This is a genomic window from Flavobacterium sp. LHD-80, assembly GCF_030929605.1.
GTDB lineage: Bacteria > Bacteroidota > Bacteroidia > Flavobacteriales > Flavobacteriaceae > Flavobacterium.
Window position 1 is genome coordinate 756174 of the sequence record NZ_JAVFVS010000004.1, and the last position, 21764, is coordinate 777937.

Here is a 21764-nt window from a genome sequence, read left to right on the forward strand (position 1 = left end):
GTATTAAGATGAAAGTATTAAGAGTTTTAGTTTAACAGTCTTAATGCTTAATTCTTCCATCTTAATACTTTTGTTATATATAAATCTCTTTACCCTGCTCAATAAACTCCTCTGATTTCTCTTGCATTCCTTTTTCTGCAGCAGCAACATCTCTGATTTCTTGAGATATTTTCATAGAGCAGAATTTCGGGCCGCACATCGAACAGAAATGTGCCACTTTTGCACCATCAGCCGGAAGGGTTTCATCGTGAAATTCTCTTGCTGTATCAGGATCTAAAGCCAAATTAAACTGATCTTCCCAACGGAATTCAAAACGGGCTTTACTCAAAGCATTATCGCGATATTGCGCTCCAGGATGACCTTTAGCCAAATCAGCAGCATGAGCAGAAATTTTATAAGTAATCACACCGTCTTTTACATCTTTTTTATTTGGTAAACCAAGATGCTCTTTTGGCGTTACATAACACAGCATCGCGCAGCCGTACCAGCCAATCATCGCCGCGCCAATTGCCGATGTAATATGATCGTAACCCGGTGCAATATCAGTAGTTAAAGGGCCTAAAGTATAAAATGGAGCTTCATGGCAATGTTCTAATTGTTTGTCCATGTTTTCTTTGATCATATGCATCGGAACGTGTCCTGGACCTTCAATGAAAACCTGAACATCATGTTTCCAAGCAATTTTCGTCAATTCTCCCAAAGTTTCTAATTCAGCAAATTGAGCAGCATCGTTGGCATCTGCAATGGAACCCGGACGCAAACCATCTCCTAAAGAAAAAGCCACATCATATTGTTTCATGATTTCGCAGATTTCTTCGAAATGTGTGTACAAAAAGTTTTCTTTATGATGAAATAAACACCATTTTGCCATAATCGATCCGCCACGTGATACGATTCCGGTAACGCGATTTGCGGTTAAATGAATGTAGCGAAGTAAAACACCAGCGTGAATTGTGAAGTACGAAACCCCTTGTTCTGCTTGTTCTATTAAAGTATCGCGGAAAATTTCCCAAGTTAAATCTTCGGCAATTCCTTTTACTTTTTCTAATGCCTGATAAATAGGAACTGTACCAATTGGGACAGGTGAGTTTCGAATAATCCATTCTCTGGTTTCATGAATGTTTTTTCCCGTTGATAAATCCATAATCGTGTCTGCGCCCCAACGACAAGCCCAAACAGCTTTTTCAACTTCTTCTTCAATGCTAGATGTTACAGCACTGTTTCCAATATTGGCATTAATTTTCACTAGGAAATTTCGACCTACAATCATAGGCTCACTTTCGGGATGATTGATGTTGTTTGGGATTATAGCTCTTCCGCAAGCCACTTCAGAACGAACAAATTCTGGAGTGATTTTGCTTTTAGGTGTATTAGCTCCAAAACTGTGGCCGCCGTGTTGGCATTGCATCGCTTTGGTTTGTTCGTTTAAAAGTTCGATTCTTTGGTTTTCACGAATCGCAATATATTCCATTTCCGGAGTAATAATTCCTTGTTTGGCGTAATACAATTGTGTTACGTTGGCGCCTTTTTTAGCACGTTTTGGCTGATGCAAATACTCAAAACGAAGATGATTCAGTGTTTCATCTTTCAATCGACTTTGACCGTAATCTGAAGTGATTTCGTTTAAAATTTCAACATCATTTCGGTTTAGAATCCAGTTTTCGCGTAAGCGTGGCAATCCTTTTCTAATGTCAATTTCAACATTTGGATCAGTGTATGGCCCAGAAGTGTCGTAAACTGTAACTGGTGGGTTTTTCTCAATTCCTCCATTTGAAAGTTTGGTGTCGCTTAAATGAATCTCGCGCATTGCTACTTTTATAGGATGAATTTCTCCGTCGATGTAAACTTTTTTAGAATTCGGGAAAGGGGTTCTGGATATTTGTTCTTCTGTAGTCATAATGTTTTTTGTTTCAAGTTTCAGGTTGGAAGTTTCAAGTTGATTCTGATTGTGTTTGTCTCACAAAATTTTTCTGTAGAGGTGCACTGCAGTGCGTCTACATTCAATATGTAATTGGAATTTGGTCCCGATAGCTATCGGGAGGAATTTAAATTCTAACCTCCCTGCGTAGCAGAAATAATTAAAATTTCGTCAGTTTCTTGTACGAGGAATTCGTTCCATTTTGTTTTTGGAACAACGGTGTTGTTAATAGCAATGGCGATTCCGTTTTGTTTGTGCGGAATTTCGAGATCGAGCAATGATTGAACGCTTAGCGATTCAGCATTGAAATGTTTAGTTTGTTGGTTGATTTTTAGTTCCATTCCTTTTTGAGTTTAGTGTATAGATACACATTAGGAATGGCTACAAGAACGCATAAAAATGCGCGCAGAAGTCATCTTACTTTTCCCTACGCTAGTATGAACTAGATCAGGTTCAGAGGGTAAAATCTCAGCCTACAAGTTGTAGACACCCCTAAAGTGTGAAGCAAATATATGTATTTTTTGTTTATAAGTTTCAGGTTTCAAGTTTCAGGTTTGAAAAAAACTGAAAACTGTGACTGAGAACTGCGACTATTTTCGTTTGCGTATAAAGCAATCTTCGGCGTGATCATTGACCATTCCGGTGGCTTGCATGTGTGCATAAATAACGGTTGAGCCAACAAATTTAAATCCTCTTTTTTTTAAATCTTTACTGATTTCATCAGAAAGTGGAGTAGTGGCTGGCGCTTCTTTTGAAGTTTTGAGATTGTTTATAATAGGTTTTCCGTCAGTGTATTTCCAAATATAATCGGAGAAACTACCAAATTCTTCCTGAACTTTCATAAAAGCCTGAGCATTTGAAACTGCAGCTTTAATTTTTAATTTATTCCGAATTATGCCTGTATTCTGCATTAATTCTTCGATTTTTTCTTCAGAATAATTAGCTATTTTTTGATAATCAAAATAGTCAAAAGCGGCTCTGAAGTTTTCTCTTTTGTTTAAGATCGTAATCCAGCTTAATCCTGCCTGAAAAGTTTCGAGAATTAAAAATTCAAATAAAGTAGGATCGTCATAAACAGGAACTCCCCATTCTTCATCATGATATTTTTTGTATAAATCGCTGGAAGTACACCAGCCACATCGAATTAAATCTTCTTTTTCCATTATCTTCCTATTTGCCAGCTGTATCCTTTAACACTCGGAATATAAGCAGAACGGCCAACTATCACTAAATTGGTATATATTTTTCGGTTGTATTTAATGCCGATAGCATTGCCGGACATATACATTTTATTTGCTTTGAATTTTACTTTCATTTTGCCGTCTTCAAGCTCGGCATCTGATACTTTTTCAACAAGCCAAGTTGATTTCCATTTTACGGAAAGCTCATTTTCAGCAGTTTTAGTGACGCTTTTAACTAGTTTAACTGCTTCTTCAGGAATTTCAAAATTTTGTGTCAGTTCTTTTTGAGTTAAAGTCTGACCCATTTTGCAGTTATTCAGTATTTTTCTAACATTTACAAAATTCAGTAATTTATCGTTGACTTCTTTTTTGATATTAGGGCTAGAATTTTCTGTTTTGCTTACAGGGGTAGGAAGTGGCGTTATGCTGATGGTGTTTTTTACAGCAAAAGCTTTTTGGGTTGTCACAGGTTTTTTTGTTCCAATTTCTTTTGGAGCCTTAATATTTTTAGATGCGATTTTTACTCCAGTTTTAACGGGAGCTGGTTTCAGCATATTGACGGGCATGATTATTTTTTTAGGAGGCTTTTTTTCGTCTTGGCCACAGCTAAAAAGGAAACATGTTAATGCGAATAAAATAAGTAAGCTAACATTTCTCATAACCCGATTGTTTTTTATTCTTTGTGAGGAGGATCTTCTTCCAAATATTTTTTAATCAAATGATGTCCAGCATATATTAAAGGTGTCAGCAATATGGCAATTGATAATTTGAAAGTATAACCAATTAAAGCTGAAGATATAAATGTATCAAAATTAATTTTTCCAGGCAGCCAAAATGCAATTCCAAGAACAATAAAAGAATCAAATAATTGCGAAATTACTGTTGATCCCGTTGTTCTGAGCCATATTTTTCTTTCACCTGTACGTCTTTTGAAAAACCAAAAAATCCATACATCAATTAATTGCGATGCCATGAAGGCAATCAAACTACCAACAATAATCCACATACTCTGACCAAAAACAGCTTGAAATTGATCGTCATTAACCGGACTTATTCCTTTTGCAGCAGGAATTATAATCGCCATAAATAAAATCAAAAAGGCATAAGCGATTAAGCAGGCTGTTATAAAAGAGAGTTTTTTAACTCCTTTTTCACCAAAATATTCATTTATTAAATCTGTTGTCAAAAAAACTATAGGCCAAGGCAAAATTCCAATGCTCATTACAAATGGGCCAATTTGAATCAGTTTTCCTCCAATTAATTCAGCTACAACTGCATTAGTTATAAATATACCTGCCAGAATTACAAAGACAATTTCCTTTTTGGTTTTAAACATATAAGCTTATTATAAAATCTGTTTTTTTCAAAGTTAATTATTTTAAGCTGAAAATAAATCAAAATATTCTTTCGGAAGGAAGATTTCATTTTAAGTTTTTTTCTTTTTTAGGAATATAAAAGTAAAAGAACCAGAATTAAAAGGATTGTATTTGATTGTCGTATTGTGTTTTATTTCAGTATGTTATGTTTTTTGTGTTGTATTTTCGAAATAAAACTTTCCAAAAAAAGCAGATTGTTTTATTTGTATCATTTTTTTAACATATTGTGATATGTGGCTGATACATAATTTTTAGGTATTTTTGGAAGAAGAACAAGTTTCTATTATTTAAAATCAAATTAATGACAATGAAAAAATTAATGTCAATTTTTATCATGAGTACAACTTTTTTTGCGGCTTCCGCACAAAGCAATTCTGATAATCCGTTGCTAAAACCTTGGGCCGGCCCTTACGGAGGAGTTCCTGCCTTTAATGAGTATAAAGTTTCAGACTTTAAACCAGCAATTCAGTTTGCAATTCAGGAAAAATTAAACGAAATAGATGTTATTGCTAACAATCCAAAACCAGCGACTTTCGAAAATACAATTGTTGCAATGGAGCGTTCAGGACAAACTATTGAAAGAATTTTAACTGTTTACGGAATTTACAGATCAAACCTAAGCAGTCCAGAATTTAGCGCAATTGACAGAGAATTGTCACCTAAATTTTCTGAGTTTTCAGATAAAATCAATCAGAATAAAAAATTATTTACTAGAATTCAAGCGGTTTATAATTCAAAAGAAAAAAGCAAACTTACAGGTGAGCAACAACGTTTAATTTGGTTGTATTATACTAATTTTGTTCGTCAAGGTGCTCAACTTAATGATGCTGACAAAGCAAAAGTTGCAGGAATAAACAAAGAATTAGCAACACTTTTTACACGTTTCAGCCAGAATTTATTGGCAGAAGAGCATAATCAATATGTTGCTTTAAAAACTGAAAGTGATTTTGATGGTTTGCCAACAGAAGTTAAAAATGCAGCTATTGCTGAAGCGAAAGAAAGAAAATTAGACGTTTTAGGTTGTATTGCAAATACACGTTCTTCTATCGAACCATTTTTGACATTTTCAACTCGAAGAGATTTAAGGGAAAAAGCTTTTGATATTTTTGTTAAACGTGGAGACAACGGAAACGAAAATGACAACAATGCAACATTGGTTTCTATTTTACAATTGCGTACTCAAAAAGCAAAATTATTGGGTTACCCAACTTTTGCTGATTGGAGTTTATCTAACAAAATGGCAAAAGATCCAAAAAAGACTTTGGCTTTAATGGAATCAGTTTGGGAGCCAGCTGTTGAGCAAGTTCATAAAGATGTTGCAGAAATGCAAAAAATCGTTGATGCTGAAGGCGGAAACTTTAAAATTCAGCCGTGGGATTACCGTTTTTATGCAGAGAAAGTTAGAAAAGCAAAATATGATTTAGACCAAAACGAAGTTAAACCTTATCTTCAATTAGAAAACTTGCGTGAAGGTATGTTTTGGGTTGCTGGTGAATTGTTTAATTTAAGTTTTAAACAAATTACAAATGTTCCAGTTTATCATCCAGATGTACGTGTTTGGGAGGTAAGTAATAAAGTAACAGGCAAAGTAGTTGGTTTATGGTATTTTGATCCTTATGCTCGCGCAGGAAAGCGTTCAGGAGCTTGGATGAATGCTTACCGTGATCAGCAAAAACTAGACGGAGATGTACTAACAATTGTTTCTAACAACTGTAACTTTGTTAAAGGAGCACCAAATGAGCCAATTTTAATTTCATGGGAAGATGCCAGTACATTATTCCACGAATTTGGACACGCACTTCACGGATTATGTTCAAATGTAACTTACCCAAGTTTAGCAGGAACTTCTGTTGCAAGAGATTATGTTGAGTTCCCTTCACAGTTATTAGAGCACTGGTTGGCAACTCCAGAAGTGTTGAATAAATTCGCTTTGCATTATAAAACAAATCAACCATTACCACAGGCTTTAGTTGACAGAATTGAAAAAGCATCTAATTTTGGAGAAGGTTTCTCTACTGTAGAAACAATTTCAAGTTCTTTAGTCGATATGAAACTACATTTAGCTACGGAACCTATCGATCCTCATAAATTTGAAAAAGAAACTTTAGATGCACTTCATATGCCTTCAGAAATTGTAATGCGTCACCGTATTCCACAATTCGGGCATATTTTTTCAAGTGATGGATATGCTGCAGGTTACTACAGTTATTTATGGGCAGACGTTATTAATGCAGATGCATGGGAAGCTTTTACAGAAGGAAAAGGTCCTTATGATAAAGCAGTTGCAAAACGTTTGTATGAAACTGTTTTCAGTGTTGGAAACACAATCGATCAAGAGAAAGCTTATGAAAATTTCAGAGGCAGAGCTCCAAAGTCAGATGCTTTGATGCGTGCACGAAACTTCCCGATTAAGAGTAAAAAATAATAAGATCAAAATCTGATTAAAGTCCCCGAATAATTATTTATTCGGGGATTTTTTTATTGAATTGTATTGAGTTAAAAGCTCTTCGGTAAGTTCCGAAAGGAACAAATTATATTGTAGAGCTGGACTTTAGTTCAGTTTTGTCGAATAACAAAAAAAGCCCTGAATCGTAAGATCCAGGGCTTTTTATATTGAAATAATTATATTAACCTAAAGTAACTCTTTTGAAACCTGTGATTTCAACATTGAATCCTTTAACATAATCACCAACTTTTTTACTGTCATCTTTGATGAAGTTTTGATCTAAAAGAGCTTTCTCTTGATCTAAAGTAGTGTTGTCAGAAATGAAACGTTGAACTTTTCCTGGAAGAATTTTATCCCATATTTGCTCTGGTTTGCCTTCAGCTTTTAATTCAGCTTTAGCATCTTCTTCAGCTTGTTTGATAACTTCAGGAGTTAATTGAGAGAAAGAGATGTATTTAGGAACATTTTTTAAAGTTTTTCCTAAACGTGCAGCTTCTTCATTTTCTTTTTCGATTACAGCAATACGAGCAGCAAGTTCAGAAGCAACGAAAGCAGGATCAAAATCTTTGTAAGATAATGTGTCAGCTCCCATAGAAGCAACTTGCATAGATACGTCTTTTGTTAAAGTCTCAGCATTAGCGATTGGAGCAGAAATAGCTGTTAAAGCAGCAATTTTGTTAACGTGAACATAAGATCCAACGAAAGCACCTTCTAAAATTTCGAAACCACCGATTTCGATTTTTTCACCGATAACACCTGTTTGCTCGATTAATTTTTCAGCAACAGTAATTCCGTTGAAATCAGAAGCTAAAAATTCTTCTTTAGAAGAGAAGTTGATAGCTCTTTCAACTAAATCTTTAGCTAAAGTTACGAAAGCTTCATTTTTACCTACGAAGTCAGTTTCACAGTTTAAAGTGATGATAGCTCCTTTAGTGTTGTCTGCATTGATAAAAGAAACAGCAGCTCCTTCAGAAGACTCACGGTCAGAACGGTTAGCAGCAACTTTTTGTCCTTTTTCTCTAAGGATTTGTATAGCTTTATCGAAATCTCCTTCAGCTTCAACTAAAGCTTTTTTACAGTCCATCATTCCGGCACCTGTAGATTGTCTTAATTTATTTACGTCTGCAGCAGTAATTGTTGCCATAATATTTTGAATTTTAATGTTAAAAGTAAAAATTCCATCTTCTAAATCCCAAACTCCAATTTTATTAAATTATCAACATAGCGTTTTTAATTTTGTATTTGGAATTTGGAATTTAAAATTTGGAATTTAAAATTTGATTTATTCTTCAGTTGCAGGAGCAGCTTCAGCCTCAACAGCAGGAGCTTCTTCAGCAGCTTCAACTTCTTTTTCAGCACCTCTGTCAGAAAGACCTTCGATTACTGCAGTAGTTACTAAAGATAAAATTTTGTCAATTGATTTAGAAGCGTCATCATTTGCAGGAATCACGTAATCAACCTCTCTTGGGTCAGAATTCGTATCAACCATTGCGAAAACTGGAATGTTTAATTTTTGAGCTTCTTTTATTGCGATGTGTTCAGCTTTGATATCTACTACGAACAATGCTGCAGGTAATCTAGACATATCAGCAATTGAACCTAAGTTTTTCTCTAATTTAGCACGTAGACGATCAACTTGCAAACGCTCTTTTTTAGATAACGTCATGAAAGTACCATCTTTCTTCATTTTATCAATAGAAGACATTTTTTTAACTGCCTTTCTGATTGTTACAAAGTTAGTCAACATTCCACCTGGCCATCTTTCAGTGATGTAAGGCATGTTTGCAGCTTTTGCTTTATCAGCAACGATGTCTTTTGCTTGTTTTTTGGTAGCTACGAATAAGATTTTTCTACCTGATGCAGCAATTTTTTTCAAAGCTTCATTAGCCTCTTCAATTTTAGCTGCAGTTTTATATAGATTGATAATGTGAATACCATTACGCTCCATATAAATGTAAGGAGCCATGTTTGGATCCCATTTTCTAGTCATGTGTCCGAAGTGAACACCTGCTTCTAGTAATTCTTTTACTTCTATTTTGTTTGCCATTTTTGTACTAGTTTACGTTCTGTTGATTAGCAATGTATAAATGGCGATTTCTCTGGCTTTATACATTTAGATGCTAAACTATTTCCTACCTCGATAGGAGAGCAACAATAACTGTGTTTTTTAATTTCAATAAATAATTGATAGTCTTGTACCAATGTACAAGACAGGTAATATTAACGTTTAGAGAACTGGAATCTCTTACGAGCTTTCTTCTGACCGAATTTCTTACGTTCAACCATTCTTGGGTCTCTTGTTAATAAACCTTCTGGTTTAAGGATAGCTCTGTTTTCAGCGTTAACTTCACACATTACGCGTGCTAATGCCATTCTTACAGCTTCTGCCTGACCAGTTGTACCACCTCCGTAAACGTTTACTTTTACGTCAAAGTTACTAGCGTTTTCTGTCATAGAAAGCGGTTGTAAAACTTTGTATTGTAAAGTTGCAGTTGGAAAGTAAGTTGCGAATTCTTTTTTGTTTACAGTGATAGTTCCTGTTCCTTCAGAAACGTATACACGTGCAACAGCGGTTTTTCTTCTACCGATTTTGTGAATAACTCCCATTACTTAAGATCATTTAGGTTAACAGTTCTAGGTTTTTGAGCGCCATGTTTGTGCTCAGCTCCTACAACAACATTTAGATTTCTAAAAAGTTCAGCTCCTAATTTGTTTTTAGGTAACATACCTTTTACAGCTTTTTCTACTAATAATGCAGGGTTTTTAGATTGCAATACTTTAGCAGTTAAAGTTCTTTGTCCTCCTGGGTAACCTGTATGACGCATGTAAATTTTGTCATTCAATTTTGTACCTGTAAGGTTAATTTTTTCTGAGTTGATAACAATTACGTTATCTCCACAGTCAACGTGCGGTGTGTAACTTGGCTTGTACTTACCTCTTAAGATCATTGCAACCTTTGAAGCAAGACGTCCTAAGTTATGACCTTCAGCGTCAACAACAATCCACTCTTTAGTTACAGTGGCTTTGCTAGCTGAAACTGTTTTGTAGCTTAATGCGTCCATAATATTATTTTAATTAAACATTCCATCCCCAATAAAGGGGATGCAAAAGTACAATTAATTATTTTAAAACCAAATACCTGAAAAGAATATTTTATATCCTGAAAATCAGGCCATCAGTTTTATATTTAAATCATTAAAAAAAAAACACCTTCACGATAACGCGAAGGTGGTTCAATATTTTGAATTTTTTGTATTAAACAATGAATAAATTTGCAATGTCAACTACTTGCTGTGTATTCAGTGGTTCGTCGTAAGCTTCTGATCCTGCGGCTGCTCCAAATAAACTGGCAGTGTTATAGCCCGCTTGCATAGTAACTCCTTCACCGTCATAAACGGCTTGTGTTGCAGCTGGCATTCCAGCACCTCTTTCGGCATTTGAAATCCATCCTTTCAATCCGCGCAAGCGTCGTACTTCTGATGCGTGTCGTGCTTCAACTGAATGTATCTGCAATGCGGCAGTCAATAAATCTGGTGTTGTAATTAAATTCGCAGCCTGACCTTTATATGCTCTTACGCCTGTATCTTCAAAAGCTTGTGCTAATGCCAAAAACGTTGGATAATCGTGAAAAGGATCAAATGCGCCTCCTACAGTAAAGTCAAAAGTTGGTTTTGCAACAAAATTTGGACTCATTGTACCGCCTAATCCTGCGATTAAAAATTTTACGTGATCAGCTTCATGATCTGCAATCTGTTGAAAAACTTTTAGATCACGTCCGCCATTTTCTGATGCAGGAATTACTCCAGAATCTAAAGCCATTGCATAAAATTCGTTTTCTAGATATTCTAAAGTCAGTGCAAACTGCAAAGCTCCAATTGGAGTTGCTGGTGTTGGTGTTATATCTTTTGCAAGCGCTTTATTGGCCATTGCAGATAATCCGAAAGGGATTGAGGCCAGCGCGAGATTTCTTCCAATATTTCCAAACTGATTAAAACTGTCTCTTCTTGAGCCTGTTCTAGCCATTAAACTGTCATCAGTAAAGGTTTCGATAAATTTTAAAATATTCATAATTTCTAAGTTTTAGCTCGTTAAGATTAAGGTAAATATTTGGCAGTAAATTTTGTAGTGATAAATCCTCCAGCAATAGGTAGAATTTTAGAAGGATCTTTCGCGGCATCTAAACCAGTTGATGTGCTTATAATATCGTCACCAGCAAAATCTTTAGAATTTGGGTTGATTAAACTTCTTATGGCCGAAGCGTGTCTTGCTTCAACAGAAACAATTTTTCCGGCCAATAATAAATAGTCGGCACTTTTAATTAGTTTTCCAGCGCCGTTGTACGCTGCAACTCCGGTATCTTCAAGCGCTTTTGCAGTTGCAAGGACTTCGTTGCGACTGTTAAAATTCATGGAACCATAGTTAAAAGCTAAGGAGGGAAGCAATTGTGAGCTTGGATCTGGAAGCGCTCCAGTCAAAGCGGCTTTGAAAAAATCTCTGTGAATAACTTCATGATGATATAAATCGGTCAAAACCTGACGCTCAATATCATTAAAAGTAGAGTTGAAATTTGAGGCGTTTACTACTTTCGTATAAAAATCGGCTTCTAATTGTTCTAGAGCGTATGCGTATGTTAATACGCCAAAGTCTCCAGAACCCAGATCAAACACTCCGTTTTTTATGCCTGGCAGGGTACTATCCTGCATATCGTTATCATTATCATTGTCGCTGCAACCAGCTAAAACCAAACCTGCGGTAACTAATGTTAGCCCACTGAGCTTTAGAAAGCTCCTTCTGCTATCCAGAGAAGGATTAACTTCCTGAATTTTAACTTCATTTTTCATAATCAAAGGTTTTTATTAAGGTTAATAACATGTATTAGGTTATTAACGAGATTTTTGTAAGAGCGGTTTTAGAAAGTCACCCTTATTTTAATTTTATTTTAAAAAAGGCTTATAATTTTAAATAGTGGTAGGGCTTTTTTGTTTTATTTTAGGTAATTCTACTATATTTGTATTAATTACATAAAATTTTAATAGATGAAAGCTAAAGCAACTCTTAAACAAATTGCGAAAGAACTAGGTGTTTCTGTGTCTACGGTGTCTAAGGCATTAAATGACAGTCCAGAAATCAGTGAGCAAACGAAGGTGAAGATTAAGGAGTATGCCAAACTCAAAAATTATAAGCCGAATGTTATTGGTCTGAATTTGAAAAATCGCAAAACCAAAACGATTGGTGTAATTATACCTAATATATTAAACTCTTTTTTCGCGAAAGTGTTTAGTGGTATCGAAAAAGTAGCCGATAAGAAAGGATATAATGTAATTACGTGTATTTCGAACGAGTCTTTAGAAAAAGAAATTCATACTTTGGAAATGCTGAGCAACGGAACGATCGACGGATTTATTCTTTCGGTTTCTGAAGAAGCTCAAAAACTACAAGATTATAATCATTTCTCTGAAATTATAAATGACGGAACGCCAATTGTAATGTTTGACCGAATTGCAGATGAAGTTGATTGCGATAAAGTGGTAGTGGATGATTTTGATTCGGCTTTAAACTCTACACAGCATTTAATTAATTTAGGATGTAAAAATATCGCGCTTATTTCTTCTGTAGATAATTTAAGTGTTGGAAAATTAAGAGCTGATGGTTATTTGAAAGCTTTAAAAGACAATAATATTCCGGTTAACGAAAAAATTATTCTTCGTACCGATTCTGAAGATGATATGAAATCGAAAATTGATGCCATTTTTGACAATAAAGTGGATGCCATTTTTGCTTTAGATGAAAATGATTCGGTTGCGGCTTTAAGAGTGAGTTTGAAAAAAGGTTATAGAGTTCCTGAAGATATTTCGATAATTGGTTTTGCTGACGGAATTTTAGCTTCAAGACGTCTGTCTCCAAGTTTGACAACAGTAAGCCAGCACGGAATTGAAATTGGTGAAGTTGCTGCAAAAAGATTGATCAAAAGATTGGAAGAAAGCGAAGAAGAAACTTCAGATTATGAAACAATCGTTATTAAGACGGTTTTGAAAGAAAGAGAATCGACTAGAAAAGTTAAATAAAAAAAGTATAAGTAATAAAAAAAGGACCGTTTGAAAGAACGGTCCTTTTTTTGTATGTTTTTTGTCATTTCGACGAAGGAGAAATGACAAGATTATGCATATTTTAATTCAAGAAATCTAAAATTATTAATGCGCTTCTAACCAATCTTTGCCCAGACCAAGTTCAACTTCCAAAGGAACCGCCATTTTAAAAGCATTTTCCATTTCGTGTTTGATCATAGGCTGGATTTTTTCTAATTCGTCGTTGTGCACGTCGAACACAAGCTCATCATGAACTTGAAGCAACATTTTAGATTTCCAGTTTTCTTCCTGTAATTTTTTGTGAATGTTGATCATTGCAATTTTAATCACATCAGCAGCGCTTCCTTGAATTGGTGCGTTTACAGCATTTCGTTCAGCAGCACTTCTTACTACAGCATTTGCCGAATTTATATCTTTTAAATAACGACGACGTCCTAAAATAGTTTGTACGTAACCTTTTTCGCGAGCAAATTCAACTTGTTCTGAAATGTAAGATTTCAGTCTTGGATAAGTTTTGTAATACGCATCGATCAAAGCGGCACTTTCGCTTCTTGATAACGAAGTCTGATTACTCAAACCGAAAGCAGAAACACCATATATAATTCCGAAGTTTACTGTTTTGGCGTTGCTTCTTTGTTCGCGTGAAACTTCTTCTAAAGCAACATTAAATACTTTTGCAGCCGTTGCTTTGTGAATATCTTCACCGTCCTGGAACGCTTTAATCATATTTTCTTCACCGCTTAAAGCAGCAATAATTCGTAGCTCAATTTGCGAGTAATCGGCAGAGATTAAAGTATGATTTTCATCACGTGCTACGAAAGCTTTACGAATTTGACGGCCTCTTTCAGTACGAATCGGAATATTCTGCAAGTTCGGATTATTCGAACTCAAACGACCTGTAGCGGCAACAGTTTGCATATAATCAGTATGAACGCGTAGCGTCTTTTTGTCAACTTGTTCTGGTAAAGCTAAAATATAAGTGCTTTGCAGTTTCACCATTTGACGCCAATCTAAAATTTGTTTTACAATTGGATTGTCGTTGGCTAAATAAGTTAAAACTTCTTCGCCGGTTGCATATTGACCTGTTTTGGTTTTCTTTTGTTTTGCACCGCCAATCTTCATTTTATCAAATAAAATATCTCCTAATTGTTTTGGAGAAGCAAGATTGAATTTCTCGCCGGCAGTTTCATAAATCTGCTGTTCCAAAGATTTGATTTCGACATCCATTTCTTTAGACATGGCACTTAAAAAATCAACATCCAAACGAATTCCTTCAGTCTCCATTGCAGCTAAAACGCTTACTAATGGAATTTCGATTTCGTCAAATAACTTTTTAGTTTCTGTTTTGTCTAATTCTGTTGTAAAGATTTCTTTTAATTGAAGCGTAACATCAGCATCTTCAGCGGTATATTCTTTAATATCTTCTAAAGGAACATCTCGCATTGAAATCTGATTTTTTCCTTTTTTGCCAATTAAAGTTTCAATAGATTTTGGAGAATATTTCAAATACGTTTCGGCCAAAATATCCATATTATGGCGCATATCTGGATTGATCAAATAATGCGCAATCATCGTATCAAAAAGTTTTCCTTTTACGGTAACACCATAATTGGCAAGAATTTTTAAATCGTATTTTAAATTCTGTCCAATTTTCTCGATGTTTTCATTCTCGAAAAACGGAACAAATTTATCAACTAAAGCTTTTGCTTCTTCCTGACTTTCCGGAAACGGAACATAAAATGCTTTTCCTTTTTCATATGAGAAAGACATTCCGACAAGTTCAGCATGCAAGGCATCAATTCCTGTTGTTTCAGTATCAAAACAAACCGAAGTCTGATTTTGTAAATTCTGTAAAAGCAGTTTTATTCCTAAGTCACCCTGAATGGTCTGGTAGGAGTGAGGTGTATTTTCTAAAGTGTTATAAAATGAAGTTCTTGGCGTTTCGGCATCTTCATCTGCGGAAGCGCTTCCAAACAAATCAAATTGATCTTCATTTTTAGGTTGTGGCTTTTTGTATAATTTGGCATCTGGTTCTGCCGGTGCAGTTGTTTGAGTTCCGTCTGTTTTAAATAAATTATCAAATTGTTCGGCCATTCTTCTAAATTCCAATTCCTGAAAAATAGCATCTGTTTTTTCAATATCTGGACGTGACAATTCGTAGTCATCTTCATTGAAAGTAACATCACAGTCGCAAATAATCGTTGCTAGTTTTTTAGATAAAATTCCCTTTTCTTTATTGGCTTCGATGTTTTCTTTCATTTTGCCTTTTAGTAAATGCGTGTTTTCTAAAAGGTTTTCCATTGTGCCAAATTCTTTCAGGAATTTTTTAGCAGTAACTTCACCAACTCCAGGCAATCCCGGAATATTATCTACAGCGTCGCCCATCATTCCAAGAAAATCGATTACTTGTTCTGGTCTTTCGATTTCGAATTTTGCAAGAACTTCAGGAATTCCCCAAATCTCGATTCCGTTACCCATTCTGGCAGGTTTGTACATGAAAATATTTTCAGAGACTAATTGTGCAAAATCCTTATCTGGAGTCACCATAAAAACTTGATAGTTTTGTTTTTCGGCTTGTTTTGCAATTGTTCCAATTAAATCATCCGCTTCACAGCCTTCAATTTCAATAATCGGAATATGCATCGCTCTTAATAATTCCTGAATGTATGGAACAGCAATTTTGATCGCTTCTGGAGTTGCATCACGATTGGCTTTATATTCAACGAACATTTCGGTTCTTACATGACTTCCTCCTTTATCAAAAGCAACAGCTAAATGATCTGGTTTTTCTCTTTTGATAACATCTAAAAGAGAGTTCATAAAACCCATAATTGCAGATGTATCCATTCCTTTTGAGTTGATTCTCGGGTTTTTTATAAAGGCATAATAACCACGAAAAATTAGTGCGTATGCATCTAGAAGAAAAAGGCGTTTTTGAGTTGACATATTAAAAATATTAGTCTGTAAAAATAAACAATTGGGATTTTAAAAATTAGACTCTCAAGATTTTTTTTCTACCATATAGGTTATATAAGTTCATTTTATCAGGACGCACACTGTAGAGACGCACAGCAGTGCGTCTAATATTTATTGATCCAGAATATTTAAATGAATTTATATAACTTATATGGTGGAAAAACTTCGAAGCGTTAATGTCTAGTTAAATTATTTAGTTTGTAAGAATTCTTCATTTTCTCTTCATTTTACGAAGGTACTTTTGAACTGTAAAATAAAAGGTAATTAATTTTAAATCTTAGAAATCATGAGAAATTTATTGATGTTATTAGTGGCAGTTTTAGGAACAAGCGCAATGGTTCAGGCGTTTCCTGCAAAAGATGGTAAAACAGTTCCTGCAAAAGAAGTTACAGCAACAAAACACCCAAAACACAAATCTGATAAAAAAGCAAAATCAGAAAAAAGTGAAGCTCCAAAAGCAGAAACTGCAAAAGTAAAAAAATAGGAAAAAAAACGTAAGAGGATAAATATTAATTTTAAAAATTAGAAATTATGAAAAATTTATTGATGGTAGCAGTATTGATTTTAGGAACAAGTGCAATGGTAAATGCTCAAACTGCACCAACTCAGGCTGCATCGGCAAAAGAGGTAAAAGCAACAAAACACCATAATCACAAATCTGGTAAAAAAGAAAAAACAGAAAAAAGTGATGCTCCAAAACCAGAAGCAGCAAATGTGAAAAAATAAAGATTGTTTTTGATTTGTTTTCAATGCATTGTGAGGAAACAAAACAGAAATAATGGTTTATGGAGAATGCGGTTGGAAAAGGCTGATGAAGAAATTTGTCGGCTTTTTTTATTCGTTAATTTTTTAATAATGCGTAACAGGATTTTTTAAAATTGCTTAAATTTAATTGCGCTTAATAGCTGTTTTTATGAATATTTTGATTGTTGAAGATAATAGAGAACTTGCGGCAGAAGTTTATGACTTTTTGTGCAACGCAGGTTATGTCTGTAAAATAACGCATACTTGTAATGATGCTCTTGAAGAAGTTGCGAGTAATGATTATGATGCAATGCTTCTTGATTTGGGTTTGCCGGACGGAGATGGTTTTGAAGTTTTGAGTGCAGTTAGAAAAACGAAATCAAAAATGGCTGTAATTGTGCTCACGGCTCGTGGTGAGTTAGACGATAGAATAAATGGACTTCATTTAGGTGCCGATGATTATTTGACGAAACCTTTTGCGTTGACAGAATTGAGTGCAAGATTGTTTGCTGTGATTCGTAGAATGCATGGTTTTACACTAAATAATTTAAGCATTCACGGATTTTTGCTTCAACTTCAGGATTATAAAGTCAGTTATAATGATGTACCGCTTAGTTTGACTAAAAAAGAGTTTGATATTTTTCAGTATTTGGTTCTGAATAAAAATCGGGTTATTACCAGACTTCAATTAACAGAACATATTTGGGGTGATATCCTTGAAGTTAATTCTGATTCTAATTTTATCGATGTCCATGTTCGTAATCTCCGTAAAAAGTTAGATAAACATAGATCTATAGATTGGTTTGAAACCGTTCGAAATGTGGGCTATCGCATAAGCGAATAAAAAAATAAACGTGTGAAGATAAAACACCAATTAGCTATTTTTAATGCACTGACACGCTTGTTGGTGATTTTGATTTTATGGCTGATGTTGCCAATTTTAGTCGAAAATGTTGTTTATCATCATATAAATAATAGTCTTCTGGAAAAAAAAGAAAAGTTTATTAAACATTTGAATCGAGAAGAAATCAATGATTTTATAGAAAGTCCTGATGATTCAACTGAGACTTTTTCAGAATTTTCAATGCTTCATAATGAGTTTTTGGTTTTATCCCGCGCTCCCTTAAAACCGCGTCAAAAATTTTACACTTTTAGTAATGATTTCCGAAAAATTGAAGGAGAAGAAAATGAGTATCGAATTCTACAGTATTATTTTGCTTATGAAGGAGAAGGGTATAAGCTTGAGATAGGAAGTAGTTTAAGTGAGGTAAATGATTTGACTTTTGTGATCCGTTTTTTCATACTCATTGTCTTTGTTGTAATTTTATTAGTCACTTTTTTGGCAGATACTTTTTATATCGAATATCTGCTTAAGCCTTTTTACAAAATCATCGATACAAAAATAAGGCGTGTCAATGAGCCTGAAGCTTTTGATCACACGCCAATAAAAGCAAAATCAAGAGATTTTAGAGAACTGGATTTGGTTTTAAATCAAATGATGGACCGAATTGCAGAACTTTTCAAAAAAGAAAAACAATTTATTTCGAATGTTTCTCACGAATTGCTGACGCCAATTGCGTTGCTGAAAAACAAATTTGAAAATTTGCTTCAAAACGAATCTTTAGATGATAATGCAGTCGATAAAATTGCAGGTTCACTAAAGACGCTGGATATGCTCAAGAAAATAATAAATAATTTATTGCTGATTTCCCGCATAGAAAACAATCAGTATGAAGCTAACGAGAGCATAAATTTTCATGAAATAATAAATGATTTGCAATTGGATTTCCAAGATCGTTTGGAAGATCGCGAAATTCAATTTGTAAACCATATGAATCAGGATTATACTTTTACGGGAAATAAAACGCTAATTCATATTTTGATTTATAATTTGGTGACCAATGCCATAAAATACAATCGCCCAAAAGGAAATATCAGCATTGAAGATGGTTTTGAAAATGGGCGTTATTTTATTTCAATCGCAGATTCCGGACTTGGAATGAGCGAAGCACATCTTGAAAAAATATTCAACAGGTTTGCCAGAATCAGTTCAGATCAAGACGGGCAGGGTTTAGGGCTTGCTATTGCTGAAAGTATTGCGTCTTTTCATCATATCGAAATCAAAGTTGTTTCAAAAATAAATGAAGGAACAACCTTTACATTATTGCTTCCAGAAGCTTCAAAACATAATTAAAAGTTAATTTTTTCTGAGTTGCTCAAACTTCATTTAATCTTCATTTGGTGATTCTATCTTTGAAGTATAATAATGAAACAATAATCAGCAAAAAATTAAATTATGAAAAAAATAGTAATGTTAGCAGTAGCTGTTCTAGGAACAGTAGCAATGGTAAACGCTCAAACAACTCCAGCTCAAACCGCTCCAGCAAAAGAAGCTAAAGCTCCTAAAAAAGACAAAAAAGCTGATAAAAAAGCTAAAAAAGCAGAGGCTGCTAAGCCAGAAGTTGCAAAAGCTCAAAAATAAAAGACACAAGTTTGCTCAGCAAACGTTGTTTTGGTTTATAAAAGGTTTTAAAAAATTTGGTAGAGAAAAAGCTGGTAGAGAAATCTGCCAGCTTTTTGTTCTTTATTTTGAGTTAAATTTTTGATAATAAAAAGCAATAAAATTTTCATTCTTTGTTACTTTGCTTAAAACTGTAAATAATGATCCTTCGTTTTGTAATTCTTTGTGCCCTTTTTCTGCTTATTGAATTTTATTCCTACCAAGCCTTTCGAACTCTTATTAAAGTAAGATGGGTTTTGATAAGTTACCAGATTATAAGCGCGCTGCTTTTAGCTTTTATCATATATTCCTTTTCTCAGGTTGATCGATCTGTTGGGCAAACAAGACAATTTATGTTTACCACAGGTTTGATGTTGCTGATTTATGTTCCAAAAATCGTATTGACGCTAATTATGTTTGGTGAAGATATTTTTAGAATAGGAGCAAGTATCTTGAATTATTTCATTTATAATACTCCAAGAAAAGAGATGATGCCGGACAGAAGAAAGTTTATCAGCCAAATTGCTTTGGGCCTGGCTGCAGTCCCGTTTTTGTCTTTGATTTATGGAATTTTTGAAGGGAAATATAATTTTAAAGTAATCAAGCAAACTGTCTTTTTTCCAGATCTTCCAGATGCTTTTGATGGTTTTAGAATTACTCAAATTTCAGACGTTCATAGTGGAAGTTTTGATAATCCAGAAAAGATAAATTATGCGATTGATTTGATAAATCAGCAAGATGCAGATATGATTTTGTTTACAGGAGATATTGTAAATACACATGCAAAAGAAATGCATCCGTGGTTAGAGACTTTTAGCAGAATCAAAGATTATAAATACGGTAAATTTTCGGTTTTAGGAAATCACGATTATGGTGAATATGTAACATGGCCGTCTGAGAAACAGAAAGAAGAGAATTTTCAGGAAATCAAAAAGCTTTACGGTCAAATTGGCTTTAAGCTAATGCTGAACGAACATACTTATATTCAAAAAGGCGAGGACAAAATAGCATTGATTGGAGTAGAAAATTGGGGTGTTAATTTTAAGAAAGCCGGAGATTTAAATAAGGCTTCAGAGAATGTAGCCAAAGAAGATTTTAAAGTTTTAATGAGCCACGACCCAAGTCATTGGGATGCTGAAATTAAAGATCATCCTAAGAATTTTCATTTAACGCTTGCTGGCCATACACATGGTATGCAGTTTGGAATCGAAATACCGGGTTATTTTAAATGGAGCCTTGCACAATATATCTACAAACAGTGGGCTGGCTTGTACGAAACTGCCGGAAGATACGTTTATGTTAACCGAGGATTTGGTTTTCATGCCTATCCAGGCCGAGTTGGGATCATGCCTGAAATAACAGTGATAGAACTAAAAAAAGGCAACAATGTGGCTTAATTCGTTAAAAATGCTACATTTGTAGAATATTTGCCTCGATGTAGTAAATTAAAAAATTTAAATTTTTGGTTTTATGTCAAAATTTGGAGAACTAATAAATGCTCAAGTCCCTGTGTTGATTGACTTTTACACAGATTGGAACGAATCTTCAGTTTCTATGCATCCGGTAATTAAGGATGTTGCGGCTGCACTTGGCGATAAGGCCAAAGTAATCAAAATTGATGTAGATAAGAATCAAGAACTGGCTGAGGCTCTTCGTATTAAGGGTCTTCCGACTCTTATGATTTATAAAGAAGGACAAATGATCTGGAGGCAGTCAGGCGAGCTTGATGCCAATACAATTATAGGAATTGTTCAAGAGCAATTTAATAATCAGTAATAAAGCTTTTTTATTGATGTTGTTTCTTAATGAATAATGTCAAAAGCATACCCGTTTTCTTTTAAAAAATGTAAAGTTTTAGGTAAAGCAAATTTCAAATTTTGCGATGCTTTTATACTGTCATGAAAAACAATTACACTTCCTGAAGTTACATTTTTAGTAACGTTTTCAAGACATTTCTCAGGCGTAATCGATTGGTCAAAGTCGGCGCTTAAAACATCCCACATTACGATTTTATAACCAAGGTTTCGCAAAATTTTAGACTGCGCTTTTTTGATTTTTCCATACGGCGGACGAAATAATAAACTGTTTAGTCTTTTTTCATTGGCTAAAATCGAAGCACAGTTTTTTACGTTTTCAATGTAGTCATTAGTCTGGCTTTTCCAGCCGTTAATATGATTCATGGTATGGTTACCAATAGCATGTCCTTCGGCAATTAACCTTTCAAACAAAGTGGTGTTTGCATTGATGTTTTTTCCAATGCAGAAGAAAGTGGCTTTTGCATCAAATTTTTTCAATTCAGTTAAAACCCATTCTGTCACTTCTGGGGTAGGGCCGTCATCAAAGGTGAGGTATATTTTCTTTTCCTTGTTTGGAATATCCCAACAATACTTAGAAAACACCGTTTTTATAAATGAATTTGTTTTGACCCAATAAAAGCTCATTTTGAATGGATTTACAGATACTGTAAAATTAAAAAATGCAGTGCTATTTATCTAACAGCACTGCATTTTTTTAATCAGTATATTTTTCGTATATTA

At 34.4% G+C, this 21764-nt stretch carries 22 protein-coding genes and 1 riboswitch; of the genes, 9 read left to right on the forward strand and 13 right to left on the reverse strand.

The window, feature by feature from the left end; genetic code table 11:
- Window positions 1-73 precede the first annotated feature (73 nt).
- The 5 genes from thiC to RB619_RS07830 all read right to left on the reverse strand — a co-directional run bounded on the left by thiC (window position 74) and on the right by RB619_RS07830 (window position 4435).
- Complete coding sequence (gene thiC, locus RB619_RS07810; protein WP_308096085.1) at window positions 74-1897, reverse strand: phosphomethylpyrimidine synthase ThiC; 1824 nt, start codon at window positions 1895-1897, stop codon at window positions 74-76.
- Between the two features lie 155 nt (window positions 1898-2052).
- Complete coding sequence (thiS, locus tag RB619_RS07815) at window positions 2053-2259, reverse strand: sulfur carrier protein ThiS (RefSeq protein ID WP_308096087.1); 207 nt, start codon at window positions 2257-2259, stop codon at window positions 2053-2055.
- Between the two features lie 66 nt (window positions 2260-2325).
- Window positions 2326-2422, reverse strand: a riboswitch (TPP riboswitch).
- 86 nt (window positions 2423-2508) lie between these two features.
- Complete coding sequence (locus RB619_RS07820; RefSeq protein ID WP_308096090.1) at window positions 2509-3081, reverse strand: DNA-3-methyladenine glycosylase I; 573 nt, start codon at window positions 3079-3081, stop codon at window positions 2509-2511.
- Window positions 3081-3665 carry a hypothetical protein gene (locus RB619_RS07825; RefSeq protein ID WP_308096092.1) on the reverse strand — a complete coding sequence of 195 codons (585 nt, stop codon included), beginning with the start codon at window positions 3663-3665 and terminating at the stop codon, window positions 3081-3083. The genes RB619_RS07820 and RB619_RS07825 overlap by 1 nt, the downstream gene beginning before the upstream one ends.
- Before the next feature lie 107 nt (window positions 3666-3772).
- Window positions 3773-4435 carry a queuosine precursor transporter gene (locus RB619_RS07830; RefSeq protein ID WP_308096094.1) on the reverse strand — a complete coding sequence of 221 codons (663 nt, stop codon included), beginning with the start codon at window positions 4433-4435 and terminating at the stop codon, window positions 3773-3775.
- A 347-nt stretch (window positions 4436-4782) separates the two neighbouring features.
- Between RB619_RS07830 and RB619_RS07835 the strand changes: the two genes are divergently transcribed.
- Window positions 4783-6900, forward strand: a complete 2118-nt coding sequence (locus RB619_RS07835; RefSeq protein WP_308096096.1) for a M3 family metallopeptidase — start codon at window positions 4783-4785, stop codon at window positions 6898-6900.
- A gap of 202 nt (window positions 6901-7102) precedes the next feature.
- Here RB619_RS07835 and tsf read toward each other — a convergent pair whose 3' ends face one another.
- The 6 genes from tsf to RB619_RS07865 form a co-directional block, all read right to left on the reverse strand.
- A complete protein-coding gene (gene tsf, locus RB619_RS07840; protein WP_308096098.1) occupies window positions 7103-8065 on the reverse strand; it encodes a translation elongation factor Ts in 963 nt (320 codons plus the stop codon).
- A 138-nt stretch (window positions 8066-8203) separates the two neighbouring features.
- Window positions 8204-8968, reverse strand: a complete 765-nt coding sequence (gene rpsB / locus RB619_RS07845; protein ID WP_035645329.1) for a 30S ribosomal protein S2 — start codon at window positions 8966-8968, stop codon at window positions 8204-8206.
- 173 nt (window positions 8969-9141) lie between these two features.
- Window positions 9142-9528, reverse strand: a complete 387-nt coding sequence (gene rpsI / locus RB619_RS07850; RefSeq protein WP_308096102.1) for a 30S ribosomal protein S9 — start codon at window positions 9526-9528, stop codon at window positions 9142-9144.
- Window positions 9528-9983 (reverse strand): 50S ribosomal protein L13, encoded by a 456-nt coding sequence (rplM, locus tag RB619_RS07855; protein WP_133526449.1) that lies wholly within the window; start codon window positions 9981-9983, stop codon window positions 9528-9530. The genes rpsI and rplM overlap by 1 nt, the downstream gene beginning before the upstream one ends.
- A 193-nt stretch (window positions 9984-10176) precedes the next feature.
- Window positions 10177-10989 carry a ferritin-like domain-containing protein gene (locus RB619_RS07860; RefSeq protein ID WP_308096106.1) on the reverse strand — a complete coding sequence of 271 codons (813 nt, stop codon included), beginning with the start codon at window positions 10987-10989 and terminating at the stop codon, window positions 10177-10179.
- Window positions 10990-11015: 26 nt separating this feature from the next.
- Window positions 11016-11762, reverse strand: coding sequence for a ferritin-like domain-containing protein (locus RB619_RS07865; protein WP_308096108.1), 747 nt, complete (start codon window positions 11760-11762; stop codon window positions 11016-11018).
- 195 nt (window positions 11763-11957) lie between these two features.
- Here RB619_RS07865 and RB619_RS07870 point away from each other — a divergent pair, with 195 nt between their 5' ends.
- Window positions 11958-12986: a LacI family DNA-binding transcriptional regulator gene (locus RB619_RS07870; RefSeq protein WP_308096110.1), complete on the forward strand. Its 1029-nt coding sequence runs from the start codon at window positions 11958-11960 to the stop codon at window positions 12984-12986.
- 126 nt (window positions 12987-13112) lie between these two features.
- Here RB619_RS07870 and polA read toward each other — a convergent pair whose 3' ends face one another.
- Window positions 13113-15953, reverse strand: coding sequence for a DNA polymerase I (gene polA / locus RB619_RS07875; protein ID WP_308096112.1), 2841 nt, complete (start codon window positions 15951-15953; stop codon window positions 13113-13115).
- Between the two features lie 316 nt (window positions 15954-16269).
- Between polA and RB619_RS07880 the strand changes: the two genes are divergently transcribed.
- From RB619_RS07880 to RB619_RS07910, 7 genes are all read left to right on the forward strand, one after another.
- Window positions 16270-16467 (forward strand): hypothetical protein, encoded by a 198-nt coding sequence (locus RB619_RS07880; protein ID WP_308096114.1) that lies wholly within the window; start codon window positions 16270-16272, stop codon window positions 16465-16467.
- A 47-nt stretch (window positions 16468-16514) separates the two neighbouring features.
- Window positions 16515-16709, forward strand: a complete 195-nt coding sequence (locus RB619_RS07885) for a hypothetical protein (protein WP_308096116.1) — start codon at window positions 16515-16517, stop codon at window positions 16707-16709.
- Between the two features lie 187 nt (window positions 16710-16896).
- A complete protein-coding gene (locus RB619_RS07890; RefSeq protein ID WP_308096118.1) occupies window positions 16897-17571 on the forward strand; it encodes a response regulator transcription factor in 675 nt (224 codons plus the stop codon).
- 12 nt (window positions 17572-17583) lie between these two features.
- Window positions 17584-18921, forward strand: coding sequence for a HAMP domain-containing sensor histidine kinase (locus RB619_RS07895; protein ID WP_308096120.1), 1338 nt, complete (start codon window positions 17584-17586; stop codon window positions 18919-18921).
- A 102-nt stretch (window positions 18922-19023) separates the two neighbouring features.
- Entirely contained in the window at window positions 19024-19209 is a 186-nt protein-coding gene (locus tag RB619_RS07900; protein ID WP_308096122.1) for a hypothetical protein, read from the forward strand.
- Between the two features lie 179 nt (window positions 19210-19388).
- Entirely contained in the window at window positions 19389-20624 is a 1236-nt protein-coding gene (locus RB619_RS07905; RefSeq protein WP_308096124.1) for a metallophosphoesterase, read from the forward strand.
- Window positions 20625-20697: 73 nt separating this feature from the next.
- Complete coding sequence (locus RB619_RS07910; protein ID WP_264552321.1) at window positions 20698-21003, forward strand: co-chaperone YbbN; 306 nt, start codon at window positions 20698-20700, stop codon at window positions 21001-21003.
- Between the two features lie 26 nt (window positions 21004-21029).
- Here RB619_RS07910 and RB619_RS07915 read toward each other — a convergent pair whose 3' ends face one another.
- Window positions 21030-21668, reverse strand: coding sequence for a polysaccharide deacetylase family protein (locus RB619_RS07915; RefSeq protein ID WP_308096127.1), 639 nt, complete (start codon window positions 21666-21668; stop codon window positions 21030-21032).
- Window positions 21669-21764 lie beyond the last annotated feature (96 nt).